At 68.3% G+C, this 24,447-nt stretch carries 24 protein-coding genes and 1 tRNA gene; 7 read left to right on the top strand and 18 right to left on the bottom strand.

Annotated features, from left to right (window positions below; all coding sequences use genetic code 11):
• On the bottom strand, nucleotides 1-1,271 hold a 1,271-nt coding region (locus BMZ69_RS25440), incomplete at its 3' end, for a DNA translocase FtsK (RefSeq protein WP_280142130.1).
• 144 nt (nucleotides 1,272-1,415) lie between these two features.
• On the bottom strand, nucleotides 1,416-1,904 hold the full coding sequence (locus tag BMZ69_RS25435; protein WP_092162136.1) for a MarR family winged helix-turn-helix transcriptional regulator: 489 nt from the start codon (nucleotides 1,902-1,904) through the stop codon (nucleotides 1,416-1,418).
• 145 nt (nucleotides 1,905-2,049) lie between these two features.
• Between BMZ69_RS25435 and BMZ69_RS25430 the strand changes: the two genes are divergently transcribed.
• Nucleotides 2,050-2,466, top strand: a complete 417-nt coding sequence (locus BMZ69_RS25430) for an organic hydroperoxide resistance protein (protein WP_092162119.1) — start codon at nucleotides 2,050-2,052, stop codon at nucleotides 2,464-2,466.
• Nucleotides 2,467-2,550: 84 nt separating this feature from the next.
• Complete coding sequence (locus tag BMZ69_RS25425; RefSeq protein ID WP_092162117.1) at nucleotides 2,551-3,579, top strand: alpha/beta fold hydrolase; 1,029 nt, start codon at nucleotides 2,551-2,553, stop codon at nucleotides 3,577-3,579.
• A gap of 37 nt (nucleotides 3,580-3,616) precedes the next feature.
• Here the strand turns inward: BMZ69_RS25425 and BMZ69_RS25420 are convergent, their stop codons facing one another.
• Nucleotides 3,617-4,114 (bottom strand): DUF411 domain-containing protein, encoded by a 498-nt coding sequence (locus BMZ69_RS25420; protein WP_092162135.1) that lies wholly within the window; start codon nucleotides 4,112-4,114, stop codon nucleotides 3,617-3,619.
• Between the two features lie 181 nt (nucleotides 4,115-4,295).
• On the opposite strand from BMZ69_RS25420, the gene BMZ69_RS25415 reads away from it, so the two are divergent.
• A complete protein-coding gene (locus BMZ69_RS25415; protein ID WP_175506967.1) occupies nucleotides 4,296-4,802 on the top strand; it encodes a cupin domain-containing protein in 507 nt (168 codons plus the stop codon).
• A 46-nt stretch (nucleotides 4,803-4,848) separates the two neighbouring features.
• Here BMZ69_RS25415 and BMZ69_RS25410 read toward each other — a convergent pair whose 3' ends face one another.
• The 5 genes from BMZ69_RS25410 to BMZ69_RS25390 all read right to left on the bottom strand — a co-directional run bounded on the left by BMZ69_RS25410 (nucleotide 4,849) and on the right by BMZ69_RS25390 (nucleotide 11,287).
• The gene (locus tag BMZ69_RS25410; protein WP_092162115.1) at nucleotides 4,849-5,775 is read right to left on the bottom strand and encodes a lipid kinase; all 927 of its coding nucleotides are present in this window, start codon (nucleotides 5,773-5,775) and stop codon (nucleotides 4,849-4,851) included.
• Nucleotides 5,776-5,979: 204 nt separating this feature from the next.
• A tRNA-Lys gene (locus BMZ69_RS25405) sits at nucleotides 5,980-6,055 on the bottom strand.
• Nucleotides 6,056-6,249: 194 nt separating this feature from the next.
• Nucleotides 6,250-7,527, bottom strand: a complete 1,278-nt coding sequence (locus BMZ69_RS25400; protein WP_244543537.1) for a solute carrier family 23 protein — start codon at nucleotides 7,525-7,527, stop codon at nucleotides 6,250-6,252.
• Nucleotides 7,528-7,631: 104 nt separating this feature from the next.
• A complete protein-coding gene (locus tag BMZ69_RS25395) occupies nucleotides 7,632-9,002 on the bottom strand; it encodes a methyl-accepting chemotaxis protein (protein WP_092162111.1) in 1,371 nt (456 codons plus the stop codon).
• A 65-nt stretch (nucleotides 9,003-9,067) separates the two neighbouring features.
• Nucleotides 9,068-11,287, bottom strand: coding sequence for a tetratricopeptide repeat protein (locus BMZ69_RS25390; RefSeq protein ID WP_092162109.1), 2,220 nt, complete (start codon nucleotides 11,285-11,287; stop codon nucleotides 9,068-9,070).
• Nucleotides 11,288-11,621: 334 nt separating this feature from the next.
• On the opposite strand from BMZ69_RS25390, the gene BMZ69_RS25385 reads away from it, so the two are divergent.
• Nucleotides 11,622-12,371, top strand: a complete 750-nt coding sequence (locus BMZ69_RS25385) for a proteasome-type protease (protein WP_092162107.1) — start codon at nucleotides 11,622-11,624, stop codon at nucleotides 12,369-12,371.
• Between the two features lie 181 nt (nucleotides 12,372-12,552).
• Nucleotides 12,553-14,694 (top strand): putative bifunctional diguanylate cyclase/phosphodiesterase, encoded by a 2,142-nt coding sequence (locus tag BMZ69_RS25380; protein WP_092162105.1) that lies wholly within the window; start codon nucleotides 12,553-12,555, stop codon nucleotides 14,692-14,694.
• Nucleotides 14,695-14,704: 10 nt separating this feature from the next.
• On the opposite strand, the gene BMZ69_RS25375 is transcribed toward BMZ69_RS25380, so the two are convergent.
• Both BMZ69_RS25375 and BMZ69_RS25370 read right to left on the bottom strand, forming a co-directional pair.
• Complete coding sequence (locus BMZ69_RS25375; RefSeq protein WP_092162103.1) at nucleotides 14,705-15,301, bottom strand: exopolysaccharide biosynthesis protein; 597 nt, start codon at nucleotides 15,299-15,301, stop codon at nucleotides 14,705-14,707.
• Nucleotides 15,302-15,383: 82 nt separating this feature from the next.
• Entirely contained in the window at nucleotides 15,384-15,653 is a 270-nt protein-coding gene (locus BMZ69_RS25370; RefSeq protein ID WP_092162101.1) for an usg protein, read from the bottom strand.
• Between the two features lie 181 nt (nucleotides 15,654-15,834).
• Between BMZ69_RS25370 and bcsS the strand changes: the two genes are divergently transcribed.
• The gene (gene bcsS, locus BMZ69_RS25365; RefSeq protein ID WP_175506966.1) at nucleotides 15,835-16,548 is read left to right on the top strand and encodes a cellulose biosynthesis protein BcsS; all 714 of its coding nucleotides are present in this window, start codon (nucleotides 15,835-15,837) and stop codon (nucleotides 16,546-16,548) included.
• 3 nt (nucleotides 16,549-16,551) lie between these two features.
• Here bcsS and BMZ69_RS25360 read toward each other — a convergent pair whose 3' ends face one another.
• From BMZ69_RS25360 to BMZ69_RS25330, 7 genes are all read right to left on the bottom strand, one after another.
• Nucleotides 16,552-18,168 (bottom strand): NTP transferase domain-containing protein, encoded by a 1,617-nt coding sequence (locus BMZ69_RS25360; RefSeq protein ID WP_092162092.1) that lies wholly within the window; start codon nucleotides 18,166-18,168, stop codon nucleotides 16,552-16,554.
• A gap of 13 nt (nucleotides 18,169-18,181) precedes the next feature.
• On the bottom strand, nucleotides 18,182-18,874 hold the full coding sequence (locus tag BMZ69_RS25355) for an XdhC family protein (protein WP_092162090.1): 693 nt from the start codon (nucleotides 18,872-18,874) through the stop codon (nucleotides 18,182-18,184).
• A 4-nt stretch (nucleotides 18,875-18,878) separates the two neighbouring features.
• Nucleotides 18,879-19,511, bottom strand: a complete 633-nt coding sequence (locus tag BMZ69_RS25350; RefSeq protein ID WP_092162089.1) for a LysE family translocator — start codon at nucleotides 19,509-19,511, stop codon at nucleotides 18,879-18,881.
• Between the two features lie 12 nt (nucleotides 19,512-19,523).
• The gene (locus BMZ69_RS25345) at nucleotides 19,524-19,850 is read right to left on the bottom strand and encodes an XdhC family protein (protein WP_092162088.1); all 327 of its coding nucleotides are present in this window, start codon (nucleotides 19,848-19,850) and stop codon (nucleotides 19,524-19,526) included.
• 140 nt (nucleotides 19,851-19,990) lie between these two features.
• Nucleotides 19,991-21,190 carry a vWA domain-containing protein gene (locus BMZ69_RS25340; RefSeq protein ID WP_092162087.1) on the bottom strand — a complete coding sequence of 400 codons (1,200 nt, stop codon included), beginning with the start codon at nucleotides 21,188-21,190 and terminating at the stop codon, nucleotides 19,991-19,993.
• Nucleotides 21,191-21,304: 114 nt separating this feature from the next.
• Entirely contained in the window at nucleotides 21,305-21,679 is a 375-nt protein-coding gene (locus tag BMZ69_RS25335) for a nuclear transport factor 2 family protein (RefSeq protein WP_092162086.1), read from the bottom strand.
• A gap of 119 nt (nucleotides 21,680-21,798) precedes the next feature.
• A complete protein-coding gene (locus tag BMZ69_RS25330) occupies nucleotides 21,799-22,719 on the bottom strand; it encodes an AAA family ATPase (protein ID WP_092162085.1) in 921 nt (306 codons plus the stop codon).
• Between the two features lie 113 nt (nucleotides 22,720-22,832).
• On the opposite strand from BMZ69_RS25330, the gene BMZ69_RS25325 reads away from it, so the two are divergent.
• A complete protein-coding gene (locus BMZ69_RS25325) occupies nucleotides 22,833-23,447 on the top strand; it encodes a trimeric intracellular cation channel family protein (RefSeq protein ID WP_092162084.1) in 615 nt (204 codons plus the stop codon).
• Between the two features lie 191 nt (nucleotides 23,448-23,638).
• Here BMZ69_RS25325 and BMZ69_RS25320 read toward each other — a convergent pair whose 3' ends face one another.
• On the bottom strand, nucleotides 23,639-24,445 hold the full coding sequence (locus BMZ69_RS25320; protein ID WP_092162083.1) for an FAD binding domain-containing protein: 807 nt from the start codon (nucleotides 24,443-24,445) through the stop codon (nucleotides 23,639-23,641).
• Nucleotides 24,446-24,447 lie beyond the last annotated feature (2 nt).

Raw genomic sequence — 24,447 nt, 5'->3', positions numbered from 1 at the left:
AGCTCGATGCCGATCGCGTTCTTGCCCTGCACCACCGCCACACGCGCCGACACCGCGCTCATCGAGCGGGCGATGTCGTCGGCGAGCGAAATCACGCGGGAGGACTTCGTGCCGGGAGCGGGCTCAAGCTCGTAGAGAGTGACGACCGGGCCGGGGCAGGCCTGCACGACCTCGCCGCGAACGTTGAAGTCCTCCAGAATCCCTTCGAGCAGGCCGGAATTCTGCTGGATGATTTCGATCGGGATCGCGGTCGCGATCTGCGGCGGCTCGGCCAGGAACTCGATCGGCGGCAATTCGAAGCCCATCGACGCGATCGGCTTCGGCATCGGCAGGGCCGCGCGCAGCTTTGGCGCGGCAGGCACGACCGACACCTTCGGTTGTGCGGTTGCCGGCGCGGCTTCAGGCTCGGCCGCCTTCGCCACAGGCGCGACGGCCGGTGCAATAGCGGGAGCGAGCTGCCCCATGATCCTGCGGCGCGGCACAGGAGCCTTGGATGCCGGCGCCAGCGCGGCCGGCGCAGGGACCGGAGCGGCCGGCTCAGGGGCCGGTGCAATGACCTGCAACGCGGGCGGCGTCAGGCTCAGCTCGAAACGATAAGGCTGCGTCCAGCCGAATGTCATGATTGCCGAAGCAGGCGCTGACACCGGAGCGGCAGCCGGGCGCGCCGGCTCGGCCGGAGTCATCGGCACGATCGGCGGAGCCACCTGCAGCGGCGCTCTCGCCGCGATAACCGGCGGCGCGCTCTCGAATGCAGTGTCGTCCTCCTGCTCGGCGTCCGGGATGAACTCCCAGAAGGCGGCGTCGGAGAGGAAGGCGAACGGGGTCGAAACCGCCTCGGCCGGGCTCTCCTCCGGCAGCGGCGAAGCAAAATCCGGCGCCATCAGCGCATCCTCGCCCTCCCCTGCCATGTCGGCCTCGGCTTGAGTCGCTGATTCGGGCGCCGGGGCCTCCGGCGATCCGCCGCCCCAGACCTGCTGCAGCATGCGCTGGGGAGTGCGCCAATAGCGGACGCGGCCGGGATCGACGGGAGCTTCCGGCTCGGGCTCGGGCAGCGGGACAGCCGCCTCGACGGCAGCGCGCTCGACATCCTGCCGGCGGACCTTGTCGGGGGTGCGCCCGTAGCGGACGAGCCCCGGCAGGGCCTGGTTCCCGGACGCGCGGTGTTCCGTCGACGCCGGCGCCAGAATCTCAGCGAAATCAGAGAGTTGATCCGAGATACGAGCCGCGGGAGAGGCGCTGTTCGTCTGGAGATTGCGATGGATTCGACGCATGGATCAACGCTGGCCCGACACTCACTCGACTGAGCATCGAGAGGTACCGGCGCAGGGTTAACAGCCCCTGAATCCAACCCGCCCTTTGCGGCCGCCGGCGCCTTGCATCAACAGCATTATCAACGCGCCCTGGCGACAGGCTCCCTATTCCGCAGCCTTCGCGACAGCCATCTCCGCCGCCTGCCCGCGCGCCGTCTTGAGCAGGTTGTTGCGCAGCCTGACCACCGCCTTCTGCACCACCGGAAAATCCTCGCCGAGCCCGGCCGCCGCCACCAGATTCATCGGCAGCGCCTTCTCGCGCAGCTTGCGCCCTTCCGGCGTCAGGCTGACACGGACCTGGCGCTCATCGGCCGGGTCGCGCCGGCGCCGGATATAGCCGAGTGCTTCGAGCTTCTTCAGGATGGGAGTCAGCGTGTTCGATTCCAGGAACAGCTTCTCGCCGAGACCGCCGACGCTCTGATCGTCCTCCTCCCAGAGCGCGATGATCGCGATGTACTGGGTGTAGGTCAGCCCGAGCTCGTCGAGAATCGGCTTGTAGGCACGCCCATAGGCCAGATTGGCCGAATAGATCGCAAAGCAGAGGAAATTCGCCAGCTTGGGCACATTCGGATCGTTCGGGGTCGGAGTGGGCATGGCGGGCCTCGTCGAAAGCGTCATGGTCGCCTTCATATACATCGCATCCGATTAAATCGGAAGAGTTGACATCGCTTCCGAGCTTCACATATAAGACCGCATCCGATTAGATCGGACACGATCTAAAAACAGAAGGAAATTCGACATGTCCAACACCGACAAGGTTCTCTACACCGGCCGTACCCACACCACCGGCGGCCGCGACGGCGCCGCCCGCAGCTCGGATGGCCGCCTCGAGGTCAACCTGACCTCGCCCGGCGCGCCCGGCGCGGGCACCAATCCGGAGCAGCTTTTCGCCGCCGGCTGGTCGGCCTGCTTCATCGGCGCAATCGGGCTGGCGGCGCGCGAGCGCAAGGTCGCCGTCCCGGCCGACACCGCGGTCGATGCCGAGGTCGACCTGCGCCAGGGCGAGCGCGGCTACTTCCTGCAGGCTCGTCTGAACGTCGCCCTGCCGGGGCTGGACCGCGACACCGCCCGCACTCTGGTCGATGCCGCCCACCAGACCTGCCCCTACTCCAAGGCAACCCGCGGCAACATCGAGGTCGAGATCAACCTCGTCTGATCCTGAATGGGACGGCGCCGCGCGGAAATCTCCGCCGGCGCTTCCCTCCCAAGTCCTCGCCACTCCCGCAGAAGGCATTCCGCCATGGACCAGGCCAAGACCTCCGAAACCATCGATCCCAGCCGCCGCCTCTTCGTGAGCTCCGCGGCAACGGTGATCGCCGCGGCCGGACTCGGCCTAAGCCGACCAGCTCTGGCGGCGCCGGCGGCGCCATCCTCGCTAGGCCCGCTCAAGCAGGTCGATGCCGGTGTGCTCCGCGTGAGCTATGCTGAGCAGGGCCCGGCCGACGGCCCTGTCGTCATCCTGCTGCATGGCTGGCCCTATGACATCCACACCTATGTCGATGTCGCCCCGCTGCTGGCGGCCAGGGGCTACCGTGTGATCGTGCCCTCGCTGCGCGGCTATGGCGAAACCCGTTTCCTCTCCGCCGACACGCCGCGCAACGGCCAGCAGGGCGCGCTCGCCGTCGACGTCATCGCGCTGATGGATGCGCTCAAGCTCGACACGGTGCTGCTCGGCGGCTGCGACTGGGGCGCGCGCACGGCCTGCATCGTCGCGGCGCTCTGGCCGCAGCGCGTCAAGGGCCTGGTCTCGGTCAGCGGCTACCTGATCGGCAGCCAGAAGCTGAACGAGGCCCCGCTGCCGCCCAAGGCCGAGCAGCAATGGTGGTACCAGTACTATTTCGCCACCGAACGGGGCGCGGCCGGCTACGCGAAGAACACTCGGGCTTTCGCCCGTCTGATCTGGGAGACCGCCTCCCCCAAATGGAGCTTCGGCGACGCCGTCTTCGCGCGCTCGGCTGTGGCCTTCGACAATCCCGACCATGTCGCGATCTCGATCCATAATTACCGCTGGCGCCTTGGCCTGGCGCAGGGCGAGGCGCAATTCGATGCGCTGGAGAAGAGGCTCGCGGCCTTCCCGATCATCACGGTGCCGACCATCACCCTCGAGGGCGACGCCAATGGCGCGCCGCATCCCGACCCGTCAGCCTATGCCAAGAAATTCTCCGGCTGGTACCGGCACCGCACGCTCGAAGGCGGCATCGGCCACAACCTGCCGCAGGAAGCCCCGACGGCCTTCGCCGAGGCGATCATCGCGGTCGACCGCGCCTGACGAGGCGGACAGCGGCGCGGAGGTGTCCGCGCTGCCGTCAGATCTGCTGCAGCCCGCGGTAACGCGCGAAGACATGCTGCCGGTCGGCCGAGAATATCTTGATCTCGTAGCTCTGCGGCGGCTGGCCGGGCACCTCCATTCCCGGAGAGCCAACAGGCATGCCGGCGACGGCGAGCCCGATCGCCTTCGGCTTCTCCGCGAGCAGCCGCTTGATCGCCTCGGCCGGGACATGGCCCTCCACGACATAGCCGCCGATCTCGGCCGTGTGGCACGACATCAGGGCCTCGGGCACGCCGAGCCTGGTCTTGAGCGGCACGACATTCTCGACCTCGACCACATCGGCCGGGATGCCGGCCGCCCTGACATGCTCGACCCATTCGCCGCAGCAGCCGCAGCTCGGATCGCGCGTCACGGTCATCTTCGGCAGCGCTTCGGCCGCCGGCGCCGAGCGCCACAACGCGACCACGGCGACGAGCTGGGCGGCGCCGACCGCAAAGCCGCGGCGGGATGGAGATGCAGCAAGCCCGGTTGCCATCACGCTGTCCTTGTTGCTCTGCGCTGCATCGACGGCGCGCGATCGGGAACCGATTCCTACAGCCGCGCCGCCGCGGCCGCCCTGCGTCACGATGCCGTCGATACCCGACATCTGAAAGACTGCGGAAAGGCCGTCTTTACCCCTGCCCTCTATGATCCGCGCGATTTTTAGGGAGGAATTGATGGCCTTGAAGATGATGCTCGCCGGCGCCGCCGCGATGATGTTGCGGCAGCTTCCGCTGGCCGCCCCGGTCGAGCAGGCGCCGCTGGTGGCCCGCGGCATGGACGACCTGCCGTTGGAACCCTCCCCGATCGAGCCGTCCTGGATCATTTCCGGCGAGCCGTTCGCGCGCGTCGGCCTGCATTCGCGTGCCGGCGACGATGCCGCCACCACCGCGATGTGGGACTGCACTGCCGGCGAGTTCCGATGGTACTTCGACTGGGACGAGACCGTCGTGATCCTCGAGGGCGAGGTCCATGTCACGGCGCAGGACGGCTCGCAGCGCACGCTACGTCAGGGCGACATCGCCTATTTCGCCGGCAAGACCTGGGCGACCTGGCGGATCGACAATTACGTCCGCAAGATCGCCTTCTGCCGCAAGCGCTTCCCCGCGCCGATCGCCCTGGCCTATCAGCTGCGCAACCTGCTACGCGGCGACAAGGGATCGTCAGGCGGCCTCGCAGCCTGACGGCAGAGCCACCAGACTCCTCGATTCCGGCGGCAAGGATGCCGGCTCAGCGGTGGTAGAATGGATGCATCGGCAGGGCTCGCCCGGGCGCAGCCGGCGCGAAGATCGTGATCGCCTTCGGGTGAACCTTGAAATGCGCCGGCGTCGCGGTGACGATCTCGCCATCGGTATTGACCGGCATCGGCCGCTTCGTCTCGATGTCGAACTCGACGCAGCGGGCCGTGCGGACCTCCTGCCAGGCGCCATGCGTGCCTGAGCGGAACGAGCGCAGCATCAGCGCCAGCTTCCAGAGGTTCTTCATCTCGAGGCTGTAGAGATCGAGATGCCCGTCATCGATCTCGGCGCTCTCCTCCACGACATTGCCGCCGCCATAGTGGCGGCCGTTACCGACCGCGATCTGGTAGGTCTCGACGGCGGTCGTCCGCCCCTTCTCCTTGATCGTCGCGCCGAAATGCGAGGCGCGGGTCATCACCTTCAGCGCAGCCACGGCATAGCCGAGGCGACCGAAGCGCTTCTTCAGCGCGGGGTCGAGGCTTTGCGCGAGATCGCTGCTCAGCCCGATGCTCGCGACGTTGAAGAAGGCGTGCCCGTTGACCGTTCCGACATCGACCGGGCGCGTCTCGCCCCGCGCGATCACGTCGGCAGCGCCGGCCAGGTCCATCGGGATGTCGAGCGTCCGGGCGAGATCATTGGCCGTTCCCATCGGGATGATGCCGAGCGGCAGGCCGCTTTCCATCGCGGCGAGCGCCGACGACGACACCGAGCCGTCGCCGCCGCAGACGATGACGAGATCGGCGATGTGCCGCAGGCGGACGATGTCGCGCGCGATCTCGGGCAGGGCCTCGAAGGTCTCGACGGTGACGTCGAGCCCGCCCGCCTCGAGCCGCTGCAGGACGGGCTCCAGCGATTCCTGGCCGCGGCGCGCCTTGGGGTTGCGCAGCAGCAGAGCGCGCTTGCGGATGGCTTGGTTCATAGGGCCCCGGATCTGCAGGTCATTGGGCAAGGCAGGTGGGAAAGCGCCGCGCCGATTTCAACCGCAGAGCCCGCCACGGCCGAGGCCAAACCGATTCCGATGGTCGGAACGGCGTGCGCCCATGCGAAGGGCGAACCCGATCTGCCGGCCCGGTCGCGCTCAACCGTTCCGGCCGCAAGGCCCGATGATTTCAAGGAGTTTCCGTGGTGGGTGATGTAGGGCTCGAACCTACGACCCGCTGATTAAGAGTCAGCTGCTCTACCAACTGAGCTAATCACCCATACGCCACGAAGACGTTGTCGGCGAGGCGTGGACCGCGTCCCGACGGGCGGCGATGTAGCAAACACCCCCGCCCCTGTCCACCCGTTTGCGACAGAAATATGCAAACTGGTTGCGGACACGTTCGGCCAACCTCGCGGCGAAGCCAGGAAAGACCTGCCGCACTGGGCGCGGCAGGCTGATTTCAAAGACGTTTCAGGCCGGCGAGCGGCGGTTGAGCAGATGGTAGAGCGCGATCGCGGCGAAGGTCGCCGTGCCGATGCCGCCGAGCTCGTAGCCGAAGATCGGCAGCTTCAGATCGCCGGCGCCGAGAATCAGCGCGGTCGCGACCGTCAGCAGATTCTTGGGCTCGGAGAAGTCGACCTTGTTCTCGACCCAGATCCGGCCGGCGGTCGCGGCGATCAGGCCGAAGACGACGACCGCGAGCCCGCCCAGCACCGCCACGGGAATCGTGCCGATCACCGCGCCGAACTTGGGCGAGAAGCCGAGCAGCAGCGCGATCACTCCGGCGGCGACGAAGACCAGCGTCGAATAGACCCGCGTCACCGCCATCACGCCCATGTTCTCGGCATAGGTCGTGACGCCGGTGCCGCCGCCGGAGCCGGCGATCATCGTGCCGATGCCGTCGGCGAAGAAACCGCGCCCGATCAGCCCGTCGAGATTGCGCCCGGTCATCACCGAGATGCCCTTGATGTGCCCGAGATTCTCCGCGACCAGGATGATCGCGACCGGCACGATCAGCGCGATCGCCTTGGCGTCGAACACCGGCGCGACGAAATTCGGCAGGCCGAACCAGGCGGCCGCCGCGACCTTGCCGAAATCGATCGTCGGCGCGCCGAAGCTCGCCGCCGTCGCGGCGTAGAGGATATAGGCCGCCAGCCCGCCGATCAGCACCGGCAGGCGCTGCGCCAGGCCGCGCCCATACACGGCGACGAGCGCGACCGCGACCACGGTGAACAGCGCGATCCATTTGGTGTAGGGACTGGCCGAGATCATGTTGATCGCGACCGCCGTCAGGTTGAGGCCGATCGCCGCGACCACCGCGCCGGTCACCACCGGCGGCAGCAATGTCTCGATCCAGCGCGTGCCGACGCCCTGCACGATCAGGCCTATCGCGGCATAGACCGCGCCGCAGGCGATGATGCCGCCGAGCGCAACCGGCAGGTTGGCGTTGGGGCCGGTGCCGGCATAGCCGGTCGCGGCGATGACGACGCCGATGAAGGCGAAGGAGGAGCCGAGATAGCTCGGCAGCCGCCCGCCGGTGATGACGAAGAACAGCAGCGTCGCGATACCGGAGAAGAAGATCGCGACGTTGGGGTCGAAGCCCATCAGGATCGGCGCCAGCACGGTCGAGCCGAACATGGCGACGACATGCTGCAGGCCGGCAATCACGGTCTGCCCGGTCGGCAGCCGCTCGTCTGGCATCACATCGCCGGAGGTCTTCAAAGTCCAGTTCGGAAAATAGCCAGCCATCTCGCCGCTCCCAGCCATCGCGCATGCGCACCGGACGCGAATAGTGGCAAGAATCGGGCCTGCGCCAAGCGAGCGGAGGACGCCGTCCACCGCAAAACGGCGATTCAGGCGGTGAGCCGGTCGGAAACCGATTTGACGAAGCGATTGAGATTCTCGGCCAGGCCCGCCGCAACGGTGCCGACGGCGGCCGAGCGCTGATTCATCTCGCCGACGGACGCGCCGACGCGCTCCATGGCGCTGAGGGCCTCGGCCGCGAGGGTCAGCGCCGCCTCGATCTCGTCCGTGGTCGCCTGCGCATCCTGGGCGATGCCTTCGCTGACCGAAAATTGCTGCGTCACCGCACCGGCGACAGCGGACATGTTCCCTGCCATGCCGGACACCGACTGGTCGATCCGCGCCATCGCATCGACGCAGCGCGAGGTCGCCTGACGGATCGCTTCGATCCGACTGCCGATCGCCTCCGTCGCCCCGCTGGTCTGGGCGGAGAGCGATTTCACCTCGCTCGCCACCACGGCGAAACCGCGCCCGGCCTCGCCGGCGCGCGCCGCCTCGATGGTGGCGTTGAGCGCGAGCAGATTGGTTTGCGCCGCGATCTCCGAGATCAGGCCTACGACCGAGCCGACCTCGGAGACGAGCGCGGCCAGGCTCTCGATCGTCCCTCGTGCCTCTCCCGCCGCCGTGACCGTCTCGGCCGCGATCCCGGCGCTCTCCTGTGTCCGCCGGTCGATCTCGCCGATCGATTGGCGCAGCTGCCCGATCGAATCGACCGTCTGGGCAGCGCGCTCGCGCACCTTGTTCCAGCTTTGCCGGCTGGCCTCAGTGGTCTCGCCCGCCCGGCGCGACGCCGTCGCCGAACTGGCGGCGACCCGGCTGAGCGTTGCCGCGGCCTCTTCCGTCTCGCTCGAGACCTGCTCGACCTGCTGGCGGAAATCATCGGCGAGCGCGGCGATGTCCGTGACATAGCGCGTCGTCTGCTCGGCCCGCATCGCATGGATGTCGCCGAGCGCGTTGACGAGATCGACGATCAGGAACTCCGCCAGCTTGACGCAGTCCCGCGCCGTCCGGCGCGAGGAGAAGCGATGCCGTCTGGCGATCTCGGGAAACAGCGAGCGCATCGCCGTCATCGCCAGGACTGCATGCGTGCGCGGGCCGAAGGGCGAAGCTGTCTCGGCCTGCACGGCCCGCCGCAGCGATGCCGCATAGGCGTCGTCGAACGTCGCCTCGAACAGGGAGCGGGCATGCTGCGCCATCTCGCTGCGCAGGTTCGGCCCGTGCGCCCGCGACGCCACTCCCATGGTCGGATGCCCATCGAGCCGCTCGAAGTGCAGCGCCACCGCTGCGTCGATCGCAGCGTCCAGGGTCGGAGCGAGCTCCCTGGCGAGCCGGAGCGTCGCATCGTCGACGCCGAAGATGGCGAGACGCGAATTTGGCGCGGCGGGCGCGAACAGGGAATCTCTTTGCGTCTCGTCGGCCATTGTGCGGGCTCGTTTCCAATGCCCACGCTGCCCGCTAAATGGTTAAGGAAGGGCCAAATCGCCCTTTAGGGAGCCATGCCGATGGCGCGGTAGCGCTCCTCGGCCTTCGCATCGAGCGCCTGCGCCCTGGCGAAATCGGCAGCCGCCTCGGCCGCGTCGCCGCGGCGCTGATGCGCCAAGGCGCGGCCATACCAGGCCTGGCCGAGGCGGGCGTCGAGCGACAGCGCCCGGTCGAAATCGGCGATCGCCGCATCGGTCTGCCCGAGCGCCGTCCTCAGCGCGGCGCGCGCCACCCAGCCATCCGGATCGGCCCGGTTGGCCGCGACCGCGGCGTCGAGATCGGCCAGCGCCCGCTCGTATTCGCGGGCATGCTGCAGCAGCAGCGCCCGGTTGAGCAAGGCGGCGGCGTTGGCGGGCGCGACCGCGACGACATCGTCATAGGCCTTGAGCGCAGCACTGAGCTGGCCGCGCGCCGTCAGCGCCCTCGCCCGCTGGAACAGCGCCTCGATCGAGCGCGGCTCGCTGCGCAGCGCCGCTTCCGCATCGGCCTGCGCGGCAGCGAAGGCGCCGTCGCGGAAGCTCAGCCGGGCGCGCTGCACCAGCGCCGCCGGATTCTCCGGCTCGAGCAGCAGCGCCACGGCGAGATCGGCGCGCGCCTGCGCCTCCCGCTGCGGCTGGCCGATGCCGAACTGGGCCCGGCGGATCAGGCGCGGCACGTCGAAGGCGTCGAGCGCCAGCGCCGCATCGAGCGCCGCGAGCGGATTCGGCGGGGTCGGCAGGGCCTGGACCGGCTGCGGCGGCTGCGGCCGCAGCATCCGATAGATTCCCCGAAGTGCCTCGCGCTCCCGCTCATAGGCGCCCCCCGCATCGCGCCACAGGCCGGCGAGGCGCGCCGGCCAGACCTCGATCGAGCGGCCGAGCGCCGGCAACAGCTCCTCGCGGCGTTCGAGCGCTCCCTCGTGCTCCGGATCGACCGCGAGCAGGGCACCATAGGCAGCGGCAGCGGCGCTGCGATCGCCGCGAATCTCCTGCGCCAGCCCGAAGCCGAACAGCGTAGCGCGGTCCTGCGGCTTCAGCGCCAGCGCGGCGCGATAGGCTTCCAGCGCCGGCGCAGGCCGGCCGAGCGCCAGCAGCGCATCGCCGCGCATGCCATGCCAGGCTCCGGCGTCGTGCCCAGGACCGGCCCGGTCGAGATCGCGCAGCGCCTTGTCGTTGCGGCCGAGCGTGAGCAGCAGCTGCGCTCGATTGCGCAGCGCATTGCCGTCGCCTGGAACGAGCGCGATGGCGCGGTCGAGATCGCGCAGCGCCTCCTCTCGCTTGCCGAGCCCGGCAAGCAGGCCGGCCCGGTTGTTCAGGCCGAAGGCAGCGCGCGGCTGAACCGCGAGCAAACGGTCATAGGCCGCAATCGCCTCCTCGGCGCGGCCGGTCCGCTGCAGCAGGAAGGCGCGTCGCGACAGCGCAGCCTCGTGCCGGGCATCGAGACGCAAAGCCCGCTCATAGCTTGCGAGCGCCGGCCCTTCATGGCCGAGCGCCTCGAACGCCCGCCCGCGCTCCAGCCAGACCTGCACCACGGCCGGCTCCAGACGCAGGGCGCCGTCGAAGGCGGCGACCGCCTCCCGCGACCGCCCCAGCACGGCAAGCGAGAGACCGCGGCGGTAATGATAGGAGGTGACCTCCGGCTCGAGCGCCAACGCGGCCTCGAAATCGGCCAGAGCGGCCTCGTGCTCGTTGTCGTCCTGCCGGAACCGCCCCCGCGTCCCGCGCGCCCAGCTATTCGAGGGATCGAGCGCAATGGCGCCATCGAGATCGGTCCGGGCCCCGGCAAGATCGCCGGCGCGCTCACGCAGCAGAGCGCGATCTGCCAGCAAGGTTGCGCGCCCGCCGACGGCCATCGCCCGTTCGATCAGCGCCGCGGCTTCGACATGCCGGCCAAGCTCGGACAAGGCATGGGCTCGGCCACGCAGGGCCGCCAGGTGATTCGGCACCGCCTTGAGGGCCGCATCGAAATCGCGCAGCGCATCATTCAGGGCGTTCTCGGCTTCGGACAGCCAGCCACGGCTGGCGAGCAGATCGGCGCGGATGGCTCGGTTGAACTCGCTGCTCAGGCTCTCGTCGCATGCAGCCCGCCGCTCGGCACGCTCGGCCTCGATGGCGCCCATGCAGATGCGCGCGCGGTCCTGCGCTCGCTCGGCCCGTTCCGGAACCGAAGCAGGCGCATAGGCCGCGGCTGACTGAATGCCCGCCATGGCAAACGCGCCGAGCGACATCAGGCGCAGCAACTTCATCGACGGACTCTCACCTGGCTCCCCCGGCCGATCATGATGATGATCGGCAAAGGGCGCCAAAGGTCCAGAGGCCGCCGCGCCGGCGAAGCGAAAAAGCAGCCGCTGTGCCGCGCCGGTGACAGCGGCACAGGCGAACGCCTTCCATTTCCTCACACCGCCATTCCGGCTGAAGCGAAGCGGAGCGCCGGAACGACAGAGAATAGGATCCCGAGCGGGTGCAATCGGAGCACCTGATCCGGCCTTCGGGTCCCAATGGCATCTTCGCGGATTGTCCCCGTCATGAGCGCCTGATACCAGCCTCGCACGCCGTCCCGGCGCGTCGTGGAGTTCGATCTTGACCTATTGCGCCGGCATCCTCGTCCAGGACGGGCTCGTGATGATCGCCGACACCCGAACCAATGCCGGGCTCGACGACATCTCGACCTTCCGGAAGCTGCACGTCTTCTCCTGGCCGGGCGAGCGGACGATGGCGCTCGCCACCGCCGGCAACCTCTCCGTCACCCAGTCGGTCGTCAGCCTGCTGCACGAGGGCATCCCCAATCCGGAAAACGGAGAACCGGAGACGCTGCAGAACGCCCCCTCGATGTTCCGCGCCGCCCAGCTCGTCGGCCGCGCCGTCCGCATCGTGCGCGAGAGCGATGGCGAGGCCTTGCGCGAAGCCGGCATCAAATACGACATGTCTTTCCTGTTCGGCGGCCAGATCCAAGGCCAGCCGATGCGGCTGTTCATGGTCTATTCGGCCGGCAACTTCATCGAATGCGGCATGGACGCGCCGTTCCTGCAGATCGGCGAGCACAAATACGGCAAGCCGATCCTCGACCGCGCCGTCACCTTCAAGACCCATCTCTACGACGCGCTCAAGGTCGGGCTGATCTCGATGGATTCGACGATGCGCTCCAATCTCGGCGTCGGCCTGCCGATCGACATGATCGTTCTGCGACGCGATGCCGCGGCCCCCGAACTCAATCGCCGCATCGAGGCCGGCGAGCCCTATTTCCACGATCTGCGCGAGCGTTGGTCGGCAGCGCTACGCGCCGCCCATATGGCGATTCCGCGCCCGCCCTATGAGCCGACCGGCGAATAGGGGCTGGTGCAGGCCAAAAGAAATGCAACTTCCGTGATTTCTCGGCTTCTCCGGAAACCGGATGGCAAGATTCCGCTGTCAAGGTCGGCTGTCTGCGCGCCACAGGTCAGGGCCTTTGCCGTCACTCGTCAAGATCGCGAATAGTGAATCCTCGGCACGCGCGCTGACTCGGACCCTGCCGATGTTGGCGACCGCCTTCGCGCTCGTGCTCGCGGCGATCCTCGGCGTGATGATCGCGATGGTCCGGGATGCGAACCTGATCGAGGCGGAGCGGCAGCGCGATCGCGTCGAGGCGGCGCTGGCGACCCAGGTCCATCTGCGTCGTCTGCGCTTCGAGAACCTCCAGGCCGCCGGCGTGCTGACCCCGGTCCTCAACAGCATTCTGCCGAGCGCGACGCTGCAATGGGCCTTCGCCCAGTTGGCCAATCGCTTCCTCGACTTCGACGGGACCTATCTGGTCACGGCATCGGGCCGCGTCCTCGCCGGGGTCGAACAGCGCCAGACCGCGGCGCAGAACGGCTACGACGCCCTGGTCCGGCTCAGGCCGGACTTGCCCGGCGGCAGCGCCCGGAGCGCGCTGCCGGGCATCGAGAACGGACCGGTCAGGGCCGCTCTCGTCTATCATGGGTCCGACACCTTCGGCATCATCTCAGCCGATCTGCGCCGGCCCGAACAGGCCGGTCAGCAGGAAGGTGGTGCCGAGACCGCCGCCTTCATCGTCGGCTATCGCAAACTGGTCCAGGCCCAGCTCGACGAGCTCGGCCAGCGCTATCGCGTTCCCCACCTGGAAATCGTGACGGAGCGGCCGGCCGACCCGTTGCGCCGCCGCGATGTTCCCTCGCCCGACGGCTCGGTCAATGCCTGGCTGAGCTGGACGCCGGAACGCCCGGGCGATGCCATGATCAGCCAGTTTGCCGGGGCGCTCGGCGCGGTCATCGCGCTGTTCATCGCCTTGTTCGCCTATGTCTACCATCGCATGCGCAGCGCCGCGCAGCAGATCGCCTCGCGAGAGCGGCAGATCCACCGGCTCGCAGGCCAGGACGAGCTCTCCGGCCTGCCGAACCGCCGGACCTTCGACCTCCGGCTCGATCAGGAGCTTGCCCAGCTCGGCCGGACCAAGAGCGCGCTCGCCGTGCTGCTGCTCGATCTGGACCGCTTCAAGGCGGTGAACGACACCTATGGCCACAATGCCGGCGATGAGCTCATCCGCCAGGTCGCCAGCCGCCTGACCACGATCCTGCGCCTCGGCGACACCGTCGCCCGCCTCGGCGGCGACGAGTTCGGCATCATCCAGACTCATATGACCGCGCCGAACGCCAGCGCCGCGCTCGGCCAGCGCATCCTCGACGCGCTGACCGCGCCCTTCGAGATCGGCGGCGTCGCCGTCACCATCGGCTGCTCGATCGGCATCGCCCATGCGCCGCAGGACGGCGCCGACCGCAGCACGCTGCTGCGCCTGGCCGACACCGCGCTCTACCAGGCCAAGAACGAAGGCCGGAACCGCTACTCCTTCTTCGAGCCGCAGATGAACCGGGCGCTGCAGATGAAGCGCATGGTCGAGGAAGACCTGCGCAACGCCATCGCCCGCGATCAGCTGCTGCTGCACTTCCAGCCCCAGGTCTCGATCGACGGCGCCAGCATCGTCGGCGTCGAGGCCCTGGTGCGCTGGCCGCATCCTGAACACGGGATGATCCCGCCCTCCGAATTCATCGGCATCGCCGAGGAGCGCGGCCTGATCGTGCCACTCAGCGAATGGGTGCTGCGCCGCGCCTGCGAGCAGGCACGGCAATGGCCGGGCATCAAGCTGGCGGTCAACGTCTCGCCGATCCAGTTCCGCCACAAGGATTTCGTCGCCAGCGTGATCCGCGTGCTCGACGAGACCGGCTTCGAGCCCGAACGACTCGAGCTCGAATTGACCGAGGGCGTCGTGGTCGAGGACGCCGATGCCGCCGAGGCCGCGATGATGGATCTGCGCGCCCATGGCGTCAGTCTGGCGCTCGACGATTTCGGCACCGGCTATTCGAGCCTGATCTATCTGCGCCGCTTCGCCTTCGACAAGATCAAGATCGACCGTTCCTTCCTCGAATACATGGAAGCGACCGGCGAGTCGGCGATCCTGGTCCATTCGGTCGTCCATCTCGGCCGGGCTTTGGGCCTGCGCGTCTGTGCCGAGGGCGTCGAGACGGCCGAACAGCACCGCTTCCTGCAGGCAATCGGCTGCCACGAACTGCAGGGCTTCCTGTTCTCGAAGGGCGTGCCGCCCGAGGAGATCGACCGGCTGCTGACGCTGGAACGGCCGTTTGAGCAGGCCCTCGCCGCCTGAGCGACGGCGTTCAGAAGAAGCTCGCCAGCCAGCTCACCAGGGCGTAGGCGAAGCCCGCCGACAAGGCGAGCCCCAGCGCACCGACCACGGCGCCGGCGATGATCAGCACCCCGTCGCGCTCGACCAGGCCGAGGCCGACCAGGCAGACGGCGAGCCCCAGCGGGATCTGGCCGATGAACGGCGCCGCAACGATCAGCCCGAGCGCCAGAAACAGCAGAACGGCCCCGAGCACCGGCAGCGCGAAGGGCCCGCCGAGCATGGTCAGTCGCGGCTTCGAGAAGCGCTCGAGCCGGATCAAGGGGGGCAGGGCGCGCCCGACTGCGCGCGCGAGATCCGCTTGGGCGATGCTGCGGTCGAGCAACCGATGCGGCAGCCAGGGCGTGGCGCGTGCCATCAGCATCTGCGCCGCGACGAAGGCGAGGACCAGGCCGCAGACCAGCGGGATCGGCGGGGGCATCGGCAGGCAGTTCGGCAGGCCGAGCAGCACGACCAGCAGCGCATAAGCCCGGTCCCGCAACGCCGCGACGATGTCGCGGACGGCGACACGCGGGCCCGGCAGGTGAGCGAGCGCGATCAGCAGTCCGGAGGTGCGCAAGGGGGAGGACAAGCAGGCTCGCCAGGCGATGAGCAGGGCCTGCGGCCTAGCATGCCCGGCGGCGGGCCAACAACCCCGCCGCGGTGCATGCCTGTCAGTGCAACGTCAGCACGCCGTTCACATTGACGATCTCGGCCGGGCGGATCAGCTGCGAATGCGCCACCGTGATCGAATGCAAGGGACCGTCGAGCTCACGCCGCCAGAAATCGAGGAACCTGTGCAGTTCCGGGAAGCGCGGGGCGAGATCGTATTCCTGCCAGACATAGCTCTGGAGGAAGTCGGGGTGATCCGGCATCCGGTAGAGGATCCTGGCGGTCGTCAGCCCGTAACCCGCCAGTTGGCGAAGGAAATCCTGCGAAACCATGACCGATACGCTCCTCTAGCAAGAAGACGATGAGCCGGCTGCCATCAGGCTGCGCCGCGATGGTTAACAAACACTTGCAGGAATTCTGCCAACTGCCACACTCATGACGTGTGTTGGCGCCGTCCGAGTATGCGACGGAAGGGGCGTGGGCGTGGCGTGGGGGGTCGCGAAGCGTTCGGGGTTGCTCGCGCGTGGATTCGGCGCGGCGGTTGCGCTCGCCTCATCGCCCCTGAAAGCCGATCCGGCGCTGATGGAGCGCAGCCCGCTCTCGCTGGCGATCTTCGGCTCGCTCGAGGCCGACGCCAGCAAGACCTACGGCTCCGTCGGGCTGAAATGGGCGTTTGGCAATAGCGGCGGGCTCGATGCCAGCGGCTTCCGCCTCGGCCTGAAATGGGGCGAAAGCGTCGAGCCGGCCCGGCGCAGACCGACGCAGGGTCGCCTCTACAAGACCGAACTCCAGGCGCTGCTCGGCTATGAATGGCGGATCGGCGACAGTTTCCTGTCGTTCGCCGCCGGTCCCGAGATCGAGGCCCAGTATAGCGAGACGCGCTCCGAGCGCAGCTTCGAGCAGCGCGGCATGGTGCGCCTGCAGGCCGATCTCTGGTCCAAGCCCATCGAAAATTGGCTGGTGCAGGCCAATGCCTATGCCGTCCTCGCCGATGGCAACCGCTACTGGGGCCGCCTAGCCGGGGGCTGGCGGCTGACGGGCGAGCTCTATCTCGGCCCCGAGCTCGAAGCCTATCGCGAGCGCGCCTATCACAAGCTGAGGATCGGCCTGCATCTCACCGGCCTGCACCTGTTCGGTCTCGACTGGCGCCTCGCAGGAGGGCTTCAGAAGACGAGCGACGAGAGGTCTGGGGCCTATGTCACGCTGGGGCTACTCTGGAAGCGCTGACGATCAGCCGTGCGGCCCCTGCCCCGTCAACGCCCTGAGCGCTTCCGGCGTATCGATGTCGAGCGCAATGGCGGGGTCGTCGAGCGCGATCTCCTCGACCGCGTCGCCGGCTGCATCGAGCAGGCGGCGCGCGCCCTGGTTGCCATCGAGCTTGGCTACCTCCGGAAAGAGCTTTCGCGCCAAAAGCACCGGGTTGCCACGCTGGCCGAGCAGGGTCGGCGCCACGGCGAGCGCATCGGGCCGGTCGGCGAAGGCCTGGGCCAGCCGATCGATCACCCCGGCCGTGACATTCGGCATATCGCCGAGCGAGACGACGACGCCCGGCACCTCCCCCGGCAGCGCTGCGAGCCCGGCCTTGAGCGAGCCGGCAAGTCCTTCGGCGAAGGCAGGATTGTGCACGAAGCCGACATCGAGCCCGGCGAGCGCGGCGCGAACCTCATCCTGCTGATGGCCGGTGACGACGATCACCGGAGCAGCACGTGAGGCAAGCTGCGCCTCGACGGCATGGCGGACCAGCGGCTTGCCACGGACCTCCTGCAACAGCTTGTTGCCGACGCCCATCCGGGTCGACCGGCCCGCGGCCAACACGATGCCGGCGACGGGCGCCGCCTCGCCGTGCCCCGGCGCGCGCGGCTGCGGCCGCGAGACGATCTCCATCAAGAGGCCGCCGACACCCATCTTCTGGATCTCGGCCCGCGTCACCGGCACGCCGGCGAGGCTGCGCTGCAGCACCCAGTCGAAACCGTTCTCCTTGGGCGAACGGGCACAACCCGGCGCACCAATCACGAGTTTGCCGTCCAGCGTCCCCAGCATCAGTAGATTGCCGGGATCGACCGGCATGCCGAGATGCTCGACCGTGCCGCCAGCCTCGACCAACGCCTTCGGCACGACATCGCGCCGATCCGTGATGGCGGACGCGCCGAAGACGACGACGAGCTCCGCCGGCCCGGCCACCGCTTCGCGGATCGCCTGCGCCAGCGGCGGGCTCTCATGCGGGACGCGGGCGTCGCGCTCGATCGCGGCGCTGGCCGGCTGAAGCCGCTCGCCCAGGGTCCGCAGCGTCTTGTCGACCACGCTGGTCTTCAGGCCCGGCAGCAAGGTGGAGACGACCGCGACCGATTTCAGCTTGTACTCGGCGATCGCGATCGGCTTGCCGGCGCCGAGCCGTTCGAGCGCCTCCGAGATGCGTTTCTCCGGCACGGCATAAGGAATGATCTTGACCGTGCCGACCATCTCGCCGGCGACGACCGGCTTCAGCGCCGGCAGGGTCGCGACGGTGATCGCCTCGTCGACGGCGTTGAGCGCATCGATCACACCCGCATCGATCTGCAGCACGCCCGGCGCCGCGGCAAACAGGTTGACCCGGCCGGTGAACGGCGCCTCGGTCACCACCGCCCGGCCCGCCAGCGCCCGCGCCAACTGCTCGGCCGCAGCGTTCTCGTCGATATCGCCGGGCTCGAGCTGCACCGCGACGATCTCGCTCAGGCCGGCAGCCGCGAGCTTGCGCGCATCGTCCTCGCCGATCGTCGCGCCCTTGCGCACGATCGCCTCGCCGGCCCGCACGGTATGGGCAGCGACCGCGCCGACGGCTTCAGCGATGGGAATGGGACCGAACTTCATCAGGCGTAGTCTCTCAAACCGGCTTGCGGCGCGGGCCACGCAGGGCCTGCACGATCTCTGCCAGGATGGCGAGCGCGATCTCGGCCGGCGAGACCGCGCCGATGTCGAGCCCGATCGGCGCATGGATGCGCTTCACATCCGCCTCGCCGAAGCCGGCCGCGGCAAGCCGCTCCAGCCGCTTGCCATGCGTCTTCCGACTGCCGAGCGCGCCGATATAGAAGCAGTTCGAGCGCAGCGCCGCCTGCAGCGCAGGATCGTCGATCTTCGGATCATGCGTCAGCGCGACGAAGGCGGTGTAGCCGTCGAACGGCACCTTCTGCAGCGCCTCCTCCGGCCACTGCGCCAGCAGCGTCACCTCCGGGAAGCGCTCCTGTGTGGCGAAGGCGGTGCGCGGATCGATGACAGTGACGTCGAGATCGAGCAGCTTCGCCATCGGCGCCAGCGCCTGCGAGATATGGACCGCGCCGGTGACGACGATGCGCGGCGGCGGCGCCTGTACCGTCAGGAAATAGGCCTTGCCGTCGACCTCGACAGTGCCGCTCTTGCCGCTGCGCAACTGCTTGTCGAGCGCCTCCGCCAGCGCATCGCCGGCAAGATCGGCCTCCTTGACCAGACGCTGCTCGCCCGCGCCGAGCTCGGTGACCAGCACCGTCGCGCGCCGGGCGGCGCGCTCGGCATTGAGCGTCGAGAGAAGCGAGAGATCCATGGCGTCAGCCCTTGTCGGTGGCGAGCTTGATGCCGAGCCCGATCATCAGCGAGCCGCCGAGCCAGCGCCCGAGTGCGAAGCCGGCACGGCTCGCCTTCATCGTCTTCATCACCAGGCTGGCGCCGAATACGGTGACGAGATCGGCCGAGGAGAAGGCGAAGTTGACGATCGTGCCGAGGATCAGGAACTGCGCCCAGACCGGCAGTGCCGCAGCGGGATCGACGAACTGCGGCAGAAGCGCGATGAAGAACAGCGCGACCTTCGGATTCAGCACCTCGACGATGAAGGAATCGACCAGCGCGCGCCGGACCGTCTTGGCCGGCGCCACGGCCTGCATCCCGGCGCCACCCAGCTTGGAGCGGATCATGCCGATGCCGAGCCAGACCAGATAGAGCGCGCCGGCGATCTTCACCGCGAGGTAGAGCTCGGGCACATGCTTGAACACCGCCGACAGGCCGAAGGCGGCGGCGAAGACGTGGACATAGCAGCCGAGATGGATGCCGAGCATCGCCATCAGCCCGGCCTTGCGGCCATGGGCGATGGTCTGCGCCGCCGTATAGAGCAGCGCCGGGCCGGGGAAATAGGCCACGAGCAGCGTCAGCGTCGCAAAAGCGAGAAGGGTTTCCCAGGAGGCCATAACTACGTTCCCTCAGGCCCGAACGGGCTCGACATAGACCTTGATGCGGCCGCCGCAGGAGAGGCCGACCTGCCACGCGGTCTCGTCGGCGACGCCGAACTCAAGCGTGCGCGGCTTGCCGTCGGCGATCACGTCGCCGGCTTCGGCCACGACCGCGGCCTCGACGCAGCCGCCGGAGACCGAGCCGAGGAAATTGCCCTCGCCGTCGATGACGAGATGCGAGCCGACCGGGCGCGGCGCGGAGCCCCAGGTCTCGACCACGGTGGCGAGCGCGACGCCGCGCCCGGCCCTGGCCCAGGCCTCGGCGGTGGCGAGGATGTCGGTATCGGTGCTGATCATGAAAACCTCCCTCAGCCCTCATCCTGAGGAGCCGCGCAGCGGCGTCTCGATGGATGGTTCCAGTGGTCTCTGGAGCATCCTTCGAGACGCGATCTGTGATCGCTCCTCAGGATGAGGGCTGGTTCTGTGCAGATCATGCCTCAACCCGCCTTCTTCAACCATAGCCGCGGATCGGTGATCTGCCGTGCGTCCGACGAAAGAGCGGCGCAGAGATCGGCCATCGCCGCGAGGTTGTGGATCGGCCGGAACTGATCGACATGCGGCAGCATCGCCCGGATGCCGCTGGCGCGCGCCTCGAAGGCCTCGTAGCGCAGCAGCGGGTTGAGCCAGGTCAGTTGCCGGCAGGAACGGTGCAGGCGGTCCATCTCGAAGGAGAGATCGGGACCGAGATGGCGCTCCAGCCCGTCGGTGAAGAGCAGCACCACCGCTCCGCCCGCCAGCACCCGGCGCGACCAGACCCGGTTGAAGGCGTGCAGGGCCGAGGCGATGCGCGTGCCGCCCTCCCAGTCCGGCGCCGCCTTGCCGGCGAGCGCCAGCGCCTCGTCCGGGTCGCGGGCCCGCAGCATGCGCGTGACATTGGTCAACCGCGTGCCGAAGACGAAGGAATGCACGCGCCGGCGCTGCTCGGTGACGGCGTGCAGGAAGTGCAGGAAGATGCGCGAATACTCGGCCATCGAGCCGGAGATGTCGACGAGCGCGACAACCGGTGGATGGATCTCGGCCCGCTCGCGGAAGGCGAGATCGATCGAGGCACCGCCGCCCCTGAGCGAACGGCGGAAGGTGCGGCGCGGATCGATCCGCGCCCCGACATGCGCCGCCTGGAAGCGCCGCGTCGGCACGGCGTCATTGGGTAGCCTGAGCTCTGCGATGAGCTGGCGCGCCTTGGCGATCTCGGTTGCGCTCATCTGGGCGAAATCGCGCGATTTCAGCGTCTCGCGCTCGGAGACTGTGAGCCTGGCCGAGAGCTCGGTCAGTTCGACCGGCGGCTCGTCCTCGCGGGGTGGCGGCGTGAAGGCTTCCGCCACGCGCAACGCCCCGGCCTCCGGCTTCTGCGGCTCGCTGTCGACCCGGGGCGTCACCGGCGACATCTGCGCCATCAATTTCTCGATCAGCCCGCGCCGGCGCCAGAACAGCCGGAACGCCTGATCGTAGACCGCCGAATCCTCGTGCTTCTTCACGAAGATCGCATGCAGCGCCCAGTAGACGTCCTCGCGTCCGCCGAGCGCGCCATCAGCCAGCGCCTCCACCGCCTCGACCACGGCGCCCGGCCCGACGCGCAGGCCCGCGCCCCGCAAGGCGCGGGCGAAATAGGCGACGTTCTCGGGCAGCTTGCCGGTCATCTCTCCCCCGTCATGCTCGCCCTTGTGGCGAGCATCCACGTCTTGAACTCCACGTTGCCCGAATGAAGACGTGGATGGTCGGGACAAGCCCGACCATGACGGGGACATAGCTCGTCACTGCCCGATCTCGGTCATGAACACCTTCTGGGCCACCATCCATTTGCCGTCGACCTTCAGGAAGGACAGAAGGTCGGTGAAATAGCGCGGCGGCATCTGGCACTTGACCTTGACCAGCGCCATGGACGGCCCGACCAGATCGATCGCCAGGATATGGTCGCCGCGCTCCAACCCGGTCTCCTTCGGCGATTTGCGGCCCCTCACCGCTTCGAACCATTGCTCGCGCGGCACGACCTTGAGCTCGCCGTCGAGCGATTGGGTGAGCGCGCTGGTCGGATGGAAGACCGAGGCGAGCTTGTCGACATCGCCCTCATAGAGCCCATCCAGATAGGTCCAGGTCGCCGCTTCGATCGCCTTGATGTCGTCGTTCATCGCTTGCTCCCGCTGCACGTCATGGTCGGCCTTGAGCCGACCATCTCGGAAACCAGTGTTCTCTCGTCATGAGATTCTCGGGTCTGCGCTTCGCTTCGCCCGAGAATGACGGCGCGATTTCAACCCCGCGCCGCCTGCTTGGCCTGGTCGAGCAATTCGCCGACCTTCGAGCCCTGCATCGCCTGAATGTCGTCCTGGTACTTCAGCAGCGCGCCGAGCGTGTCGGAGACGATGGCCGGGTCGAGCGCCACGGCATCGAGCTCGACCAGCGCGCTGGCCCAGTCGAGCGTCTCGGCGACGCCCGGCGCCTTGAACAATTCCTCCTTGCGGATCGCCTGCACGAAGGACACGATCTGCTTGGCGAGCTTGGCGGGAGCGCCCGGCGCCTTCGCCTTCAGGATGGCGAGTTCGCGGGCAGCGTCGGGATAGCCGACCCAGTGATAAAGGCAGCGGCGTTTCAGCGCGTCATGGATTTCACGGGTGCGGTTCGAGGTCAGGATCACGATCGGCGGCTCGGCAGCCTTGATCGTGCCGAGCTCGGGGATCGTCACCTGCGCATCGGCCAGCACTTCGAGCAGGAAGGCCTCGAAGGCCTCGTCGGTGCGGTCGAGCTCGTCGATCAGCAGGATCGGCGCCCCGCCCTCCTGCGGCTCCAGCGCCTGCAGCAGCGGGCGCTTGACCAGATAGCGCTCGGAGAACAGGTCGCTCTCCAGCCGCTCGCGATCGCCGGCGATACCGCCGGCCTCGGCGAGACGGATCGCCATCATCTGGCCGGCATAGTTCCATTCGTAGACGGCGGAGGCGAGATCGAGCCCCTCATAGCATTGCAATCGAATCAGCCGGCGCCCGAGCCCGCTTGCGAGCACCTTGGCGATCTCGGTCTTGCCGGTGCCGGCCTCGCCTTCGAGCAGCAGCGGCCGCTTCATCCGGAGCGCCAGGAAGAGCACGGTCGCCAGCGCCCGGTCGGCGACATAGCCCTGCGATTGCAGCAGGGAGAGCGTGGCGTCGATCGAGGTCGGCAGTGAGGCGGTCGTCGTCATGCGGTCCCGGTCTTGGCAGATGTCGCGGCGGCGCCAGCCTCACAAGGCCGGTTTGACCTGTCACGATCCTTAGTCCCTAACAGGCTGAAGGGATAGCGAACGGAGAAACCGGCGTGCTCACGGCACTGTACATCGTCGCGATCGTCGTCGAAGCCATGTCGGCTGCATTGGCGGCCGGCCGCCGGAGCATGGACTGGGTCGGCGTCTGCATGCTCGGCTGCATCACCGCGCTCGGCGGCGGCTCGGTTCGCGACATGCTGCTCGGCCATTATCCGCTGACCTGGGTCAAGCACCCGCACTACCTGCTGATCACCGCCGGCGCTGCGCTCGTCACCATCGGCCTCGCCCGGTTCATGCACCGGCTGCGCAAGATCTTCCTGCTGCTCGACGCGGTCGGCCTCGTGCTGTTCACCGTGATTGGCTGCAATGTCGCGCTGGAGATGCAGCAGCCCTTCATCATCGTGATCACCGCCGGGTTGATCACCGGCTGCGTCGGCGGCGTGCTGCGCGACATGCTCTGCGCCGACATCCCCCTGCTCTTCCGCAGCGAGCTCTACGCCACCGTGTCGGTGGTGACCGGGCTGATCTATGTCGGCGGCATCAAGGTCGAGCTGCCGCATGATTTCGTCACGGTGCTCGCCATGGCAGCCGGGCTGGTGCTGCGCCTGCTGGCGCTGCGCTTCAGCTGGAGCATGCCGAAATTCGTCTATACGCGCGATCTGCACTAAGTGGCTCGAACATCGTCAGGCTGCTGCCGAGGAGCGGTTCTTCGATTGAACGAGCGCTTCAGCCGCTTCGCTGTCATCCCGGACAAGCCGCGTCAGCGGCGCCGATCCGGGATCCATTCCTGAACCGTTCAGGACTGGATCCCGGCTCTCCGCTTCGCTACGGCCGGGATGACCAGACCAATTGGGTCGGCTCAAGCCTTCCCCGTCGCCTGCGCCACCGCCTGCTTGGCCATCACGCCGATCAGATGGGCGCGGTACTCGGCGTCGGCATGGATGTCGCCATTGATGCCCTTGGCGGTGTGCTTGAGGCCATCGAGCGATTTGGCCGCGAAGCGCGCCTTCAGCGCCGCCTCCGCCTCCGGCCAGCGGAAGACGCCGCCCTCGCCGGCCCCGGTCACGGCGACGGCGATCTCGCTGCCGCGCTTGGCGACGAAGACGCCGACCAGCGCATAGCGCGAGGCCGGATTGCGGAACTTGGCATAACCCGCCTTGGACGCCACCGGGAACGAGACCTTGACGATGATCTCGCCCTCCTCCAGCGCCGTCTCGTAGAGACCGGTGAAGAACTCATCAGCCGCGAGCTTGCGCTTGTTGGTCACCACCGTCGCGCCGAGCGCCAGCAACGCCGCCGGATAGTCGGCCGCCGGGTCGTTGTTGGCGACCGAGCCGCCGATCGTGCCGCGATGGCGCACATGCGGGTCGCCGATATGGCTGGCGAGATGGGCCAGCGCCGGGATCGCCTCCTGGACCTCCGGCGAGGCCGCGACCTCGGCATGGGTGGTCATCGCGCCGATCACGAGATTGCGGCCCTTGCGGGCGATGCCCTTGAGGTCGGCGCAGGAGGAGAGATCGACCAGCGCGCCGGGCGAAGCCAGGCGCTGCTTCATCGTCGGCAGCAGCGTGTGGCCGCCGGCGAGCAGTTTGGCGTCCTCCTTCTTGGCGAGGAGGCTGGCGGCCTGACGCGCGGTCGCCGGGCGGTGATAGGTGAAGGCGTACATCG

The organism is Allobosea sp. CRIB-10 (assembly GCF_900112185.1).
Classification (GTDB): domain Bacteria; phylum Pseudomonadota; class Alphaproteobacteria; order Rhizobiales; family Beijerinckiaceae; genus Allobosea.
The sequence above is the reverse complement of the archived record's forward strand: the minus strand, read 5'-3'. Positions and strand labels throughout refer to the sequence as shown.

Bases quoted from the DNA above. Each gene is read 5' to 3' on its own strand.
- BMZ69_RS25340 (WP_092162087.1), bottom strand. From the start codon at position 21,190: ATGACCGGCAAGCTGCCCGAGAACGTCGCCTATTTCGCCCGCGCCTTG.
- BMZ69_RS25410 (WP_092162115.1), bottom strand. From the start codon at position 5,775: ATGAACCAAGCCATCCGCAAGCGCGCTCTGCTGCTGCGCAACCCCAAG.
- BMZ69_RS25390 (WP_092162109.1), bottom strand. From the start codon at position 11,287: ATGAAGTTGCTGCGCCTGATGTCGCTCGGCGCGTTTGCCATGGCGGGC.
- BMZ69_RS25335 (WP_092162086.1), bottom strand. From the start codon at position 21,679: ATGAACGACGACATCAAGGCGATCGAAGCGGCGACCTGGACCTATCTG.
- BMZ69_RS25415 (WP_175506967.1), top strand. From the start codon at position 4,296: ATGGCCTTGAAGATGATGCTCGCCGGCGCCGCCGCGATGATGTTGCGG.
- BMZ69_RS25395 (WP_092162111.1), bottom strand. From the start codon at position 9,002: ATGGCCGACGAGACGCAAAGAGATTCCCTGTTCGCGCCCGCCGCGCCA.
- BMZ69_RS25330 (WP_092162085.1), bottom strand. From the start codon at position 22,719: ATGACGACGACCGCCTCACTGCCGACCTCGATCGACGCCACGCTCTCC.
- BMZ69_RS25425 (WP_092162117.1), top strand. From the start codon at position 2,551: ATGGACCAGGCCAAGACCTCCGAAACCATCGATCCCAGCCGCCGCCTC.
- BMZ69_RS25350 (WP_092162089.1), bottom strand. From the start codon at position 19,511: ATGGCCTCCTGGGAAACCCTTCTCGCTTTTGCGACGCTGACGCTGCTC.
- BMZ69_RS25320 (WP_092162083.1), bottom strand. From the start codon at position 24,445: ATGTACGCCTTCACCTATCACCGCCCGGCGACCGCGCGTCAGGCCGCC.
- BMZ69_RS25370 (WP_092162101.1), bottom strand. From the start codon at position 15,653: ATGGTTTCGCAGGATTTCCTTCGCCAACTGGCGGGTTACGGGCTGACG.
- BMZ69_RS25400 (WP_244543537.1), bottom strand. From the start codon at position 7,527: ATGGCTGGCTATTTTCCGAACTGGACTTTGAAGACCTCCGGCGATGTG.
- BMZ69_RS25430 (WP_092162119.1), top strand. From the start codon at position 2,050: ATGTCCAACACCGACAAGGTTCTCTACACCGGCCGTACCCACACCACC.
- BMZ69_RS25355 (WP_092162090.1), bottom strand. From the start codon at position 18,874: ATGGATCTCTCGCTTCTCTCGACGCTCAATGCCGAGCGCGCCGCCCGG.
- BMZ69_RS25345 (WP_092162088.1), bottom strand. From the start codon at position 19,850: ATGATCAGCACCGATACCGACATCCTCGCCACCGCCGAGGCCTGGGCC.
- BMZ69_RS25360 (WP_092162092.1), bottom strand. From the start codon at position 18,168: ATGAAGTTCGGTCCCATTCCCATCGCTGAAGCCGTCGGCGCGGTCGCT.
- BMZ69_RS25435 (WP_092162136.1), bottom strand. From the start codon at position 1,904: ATGCCCACTCCGACCCCGAACGATCCGAATGTGCCCAAGCTGGCGAAT.
- BMZ69_RS25420 (WP_092162135.1), bottom strand. From the start codon at position 4,114: ATGGCAACCGGGCTTGCTGCATCTCCATCCCGCCGCGGCTTTGCGGTC.
- BMZ69_RS25380 (WP_092162105.1), top strand. From the start codon at position 12,553: ATGTTGGCGACCGCCTTCGCGCTCGTGCTCGCGGCGATCCTCGGCGTG.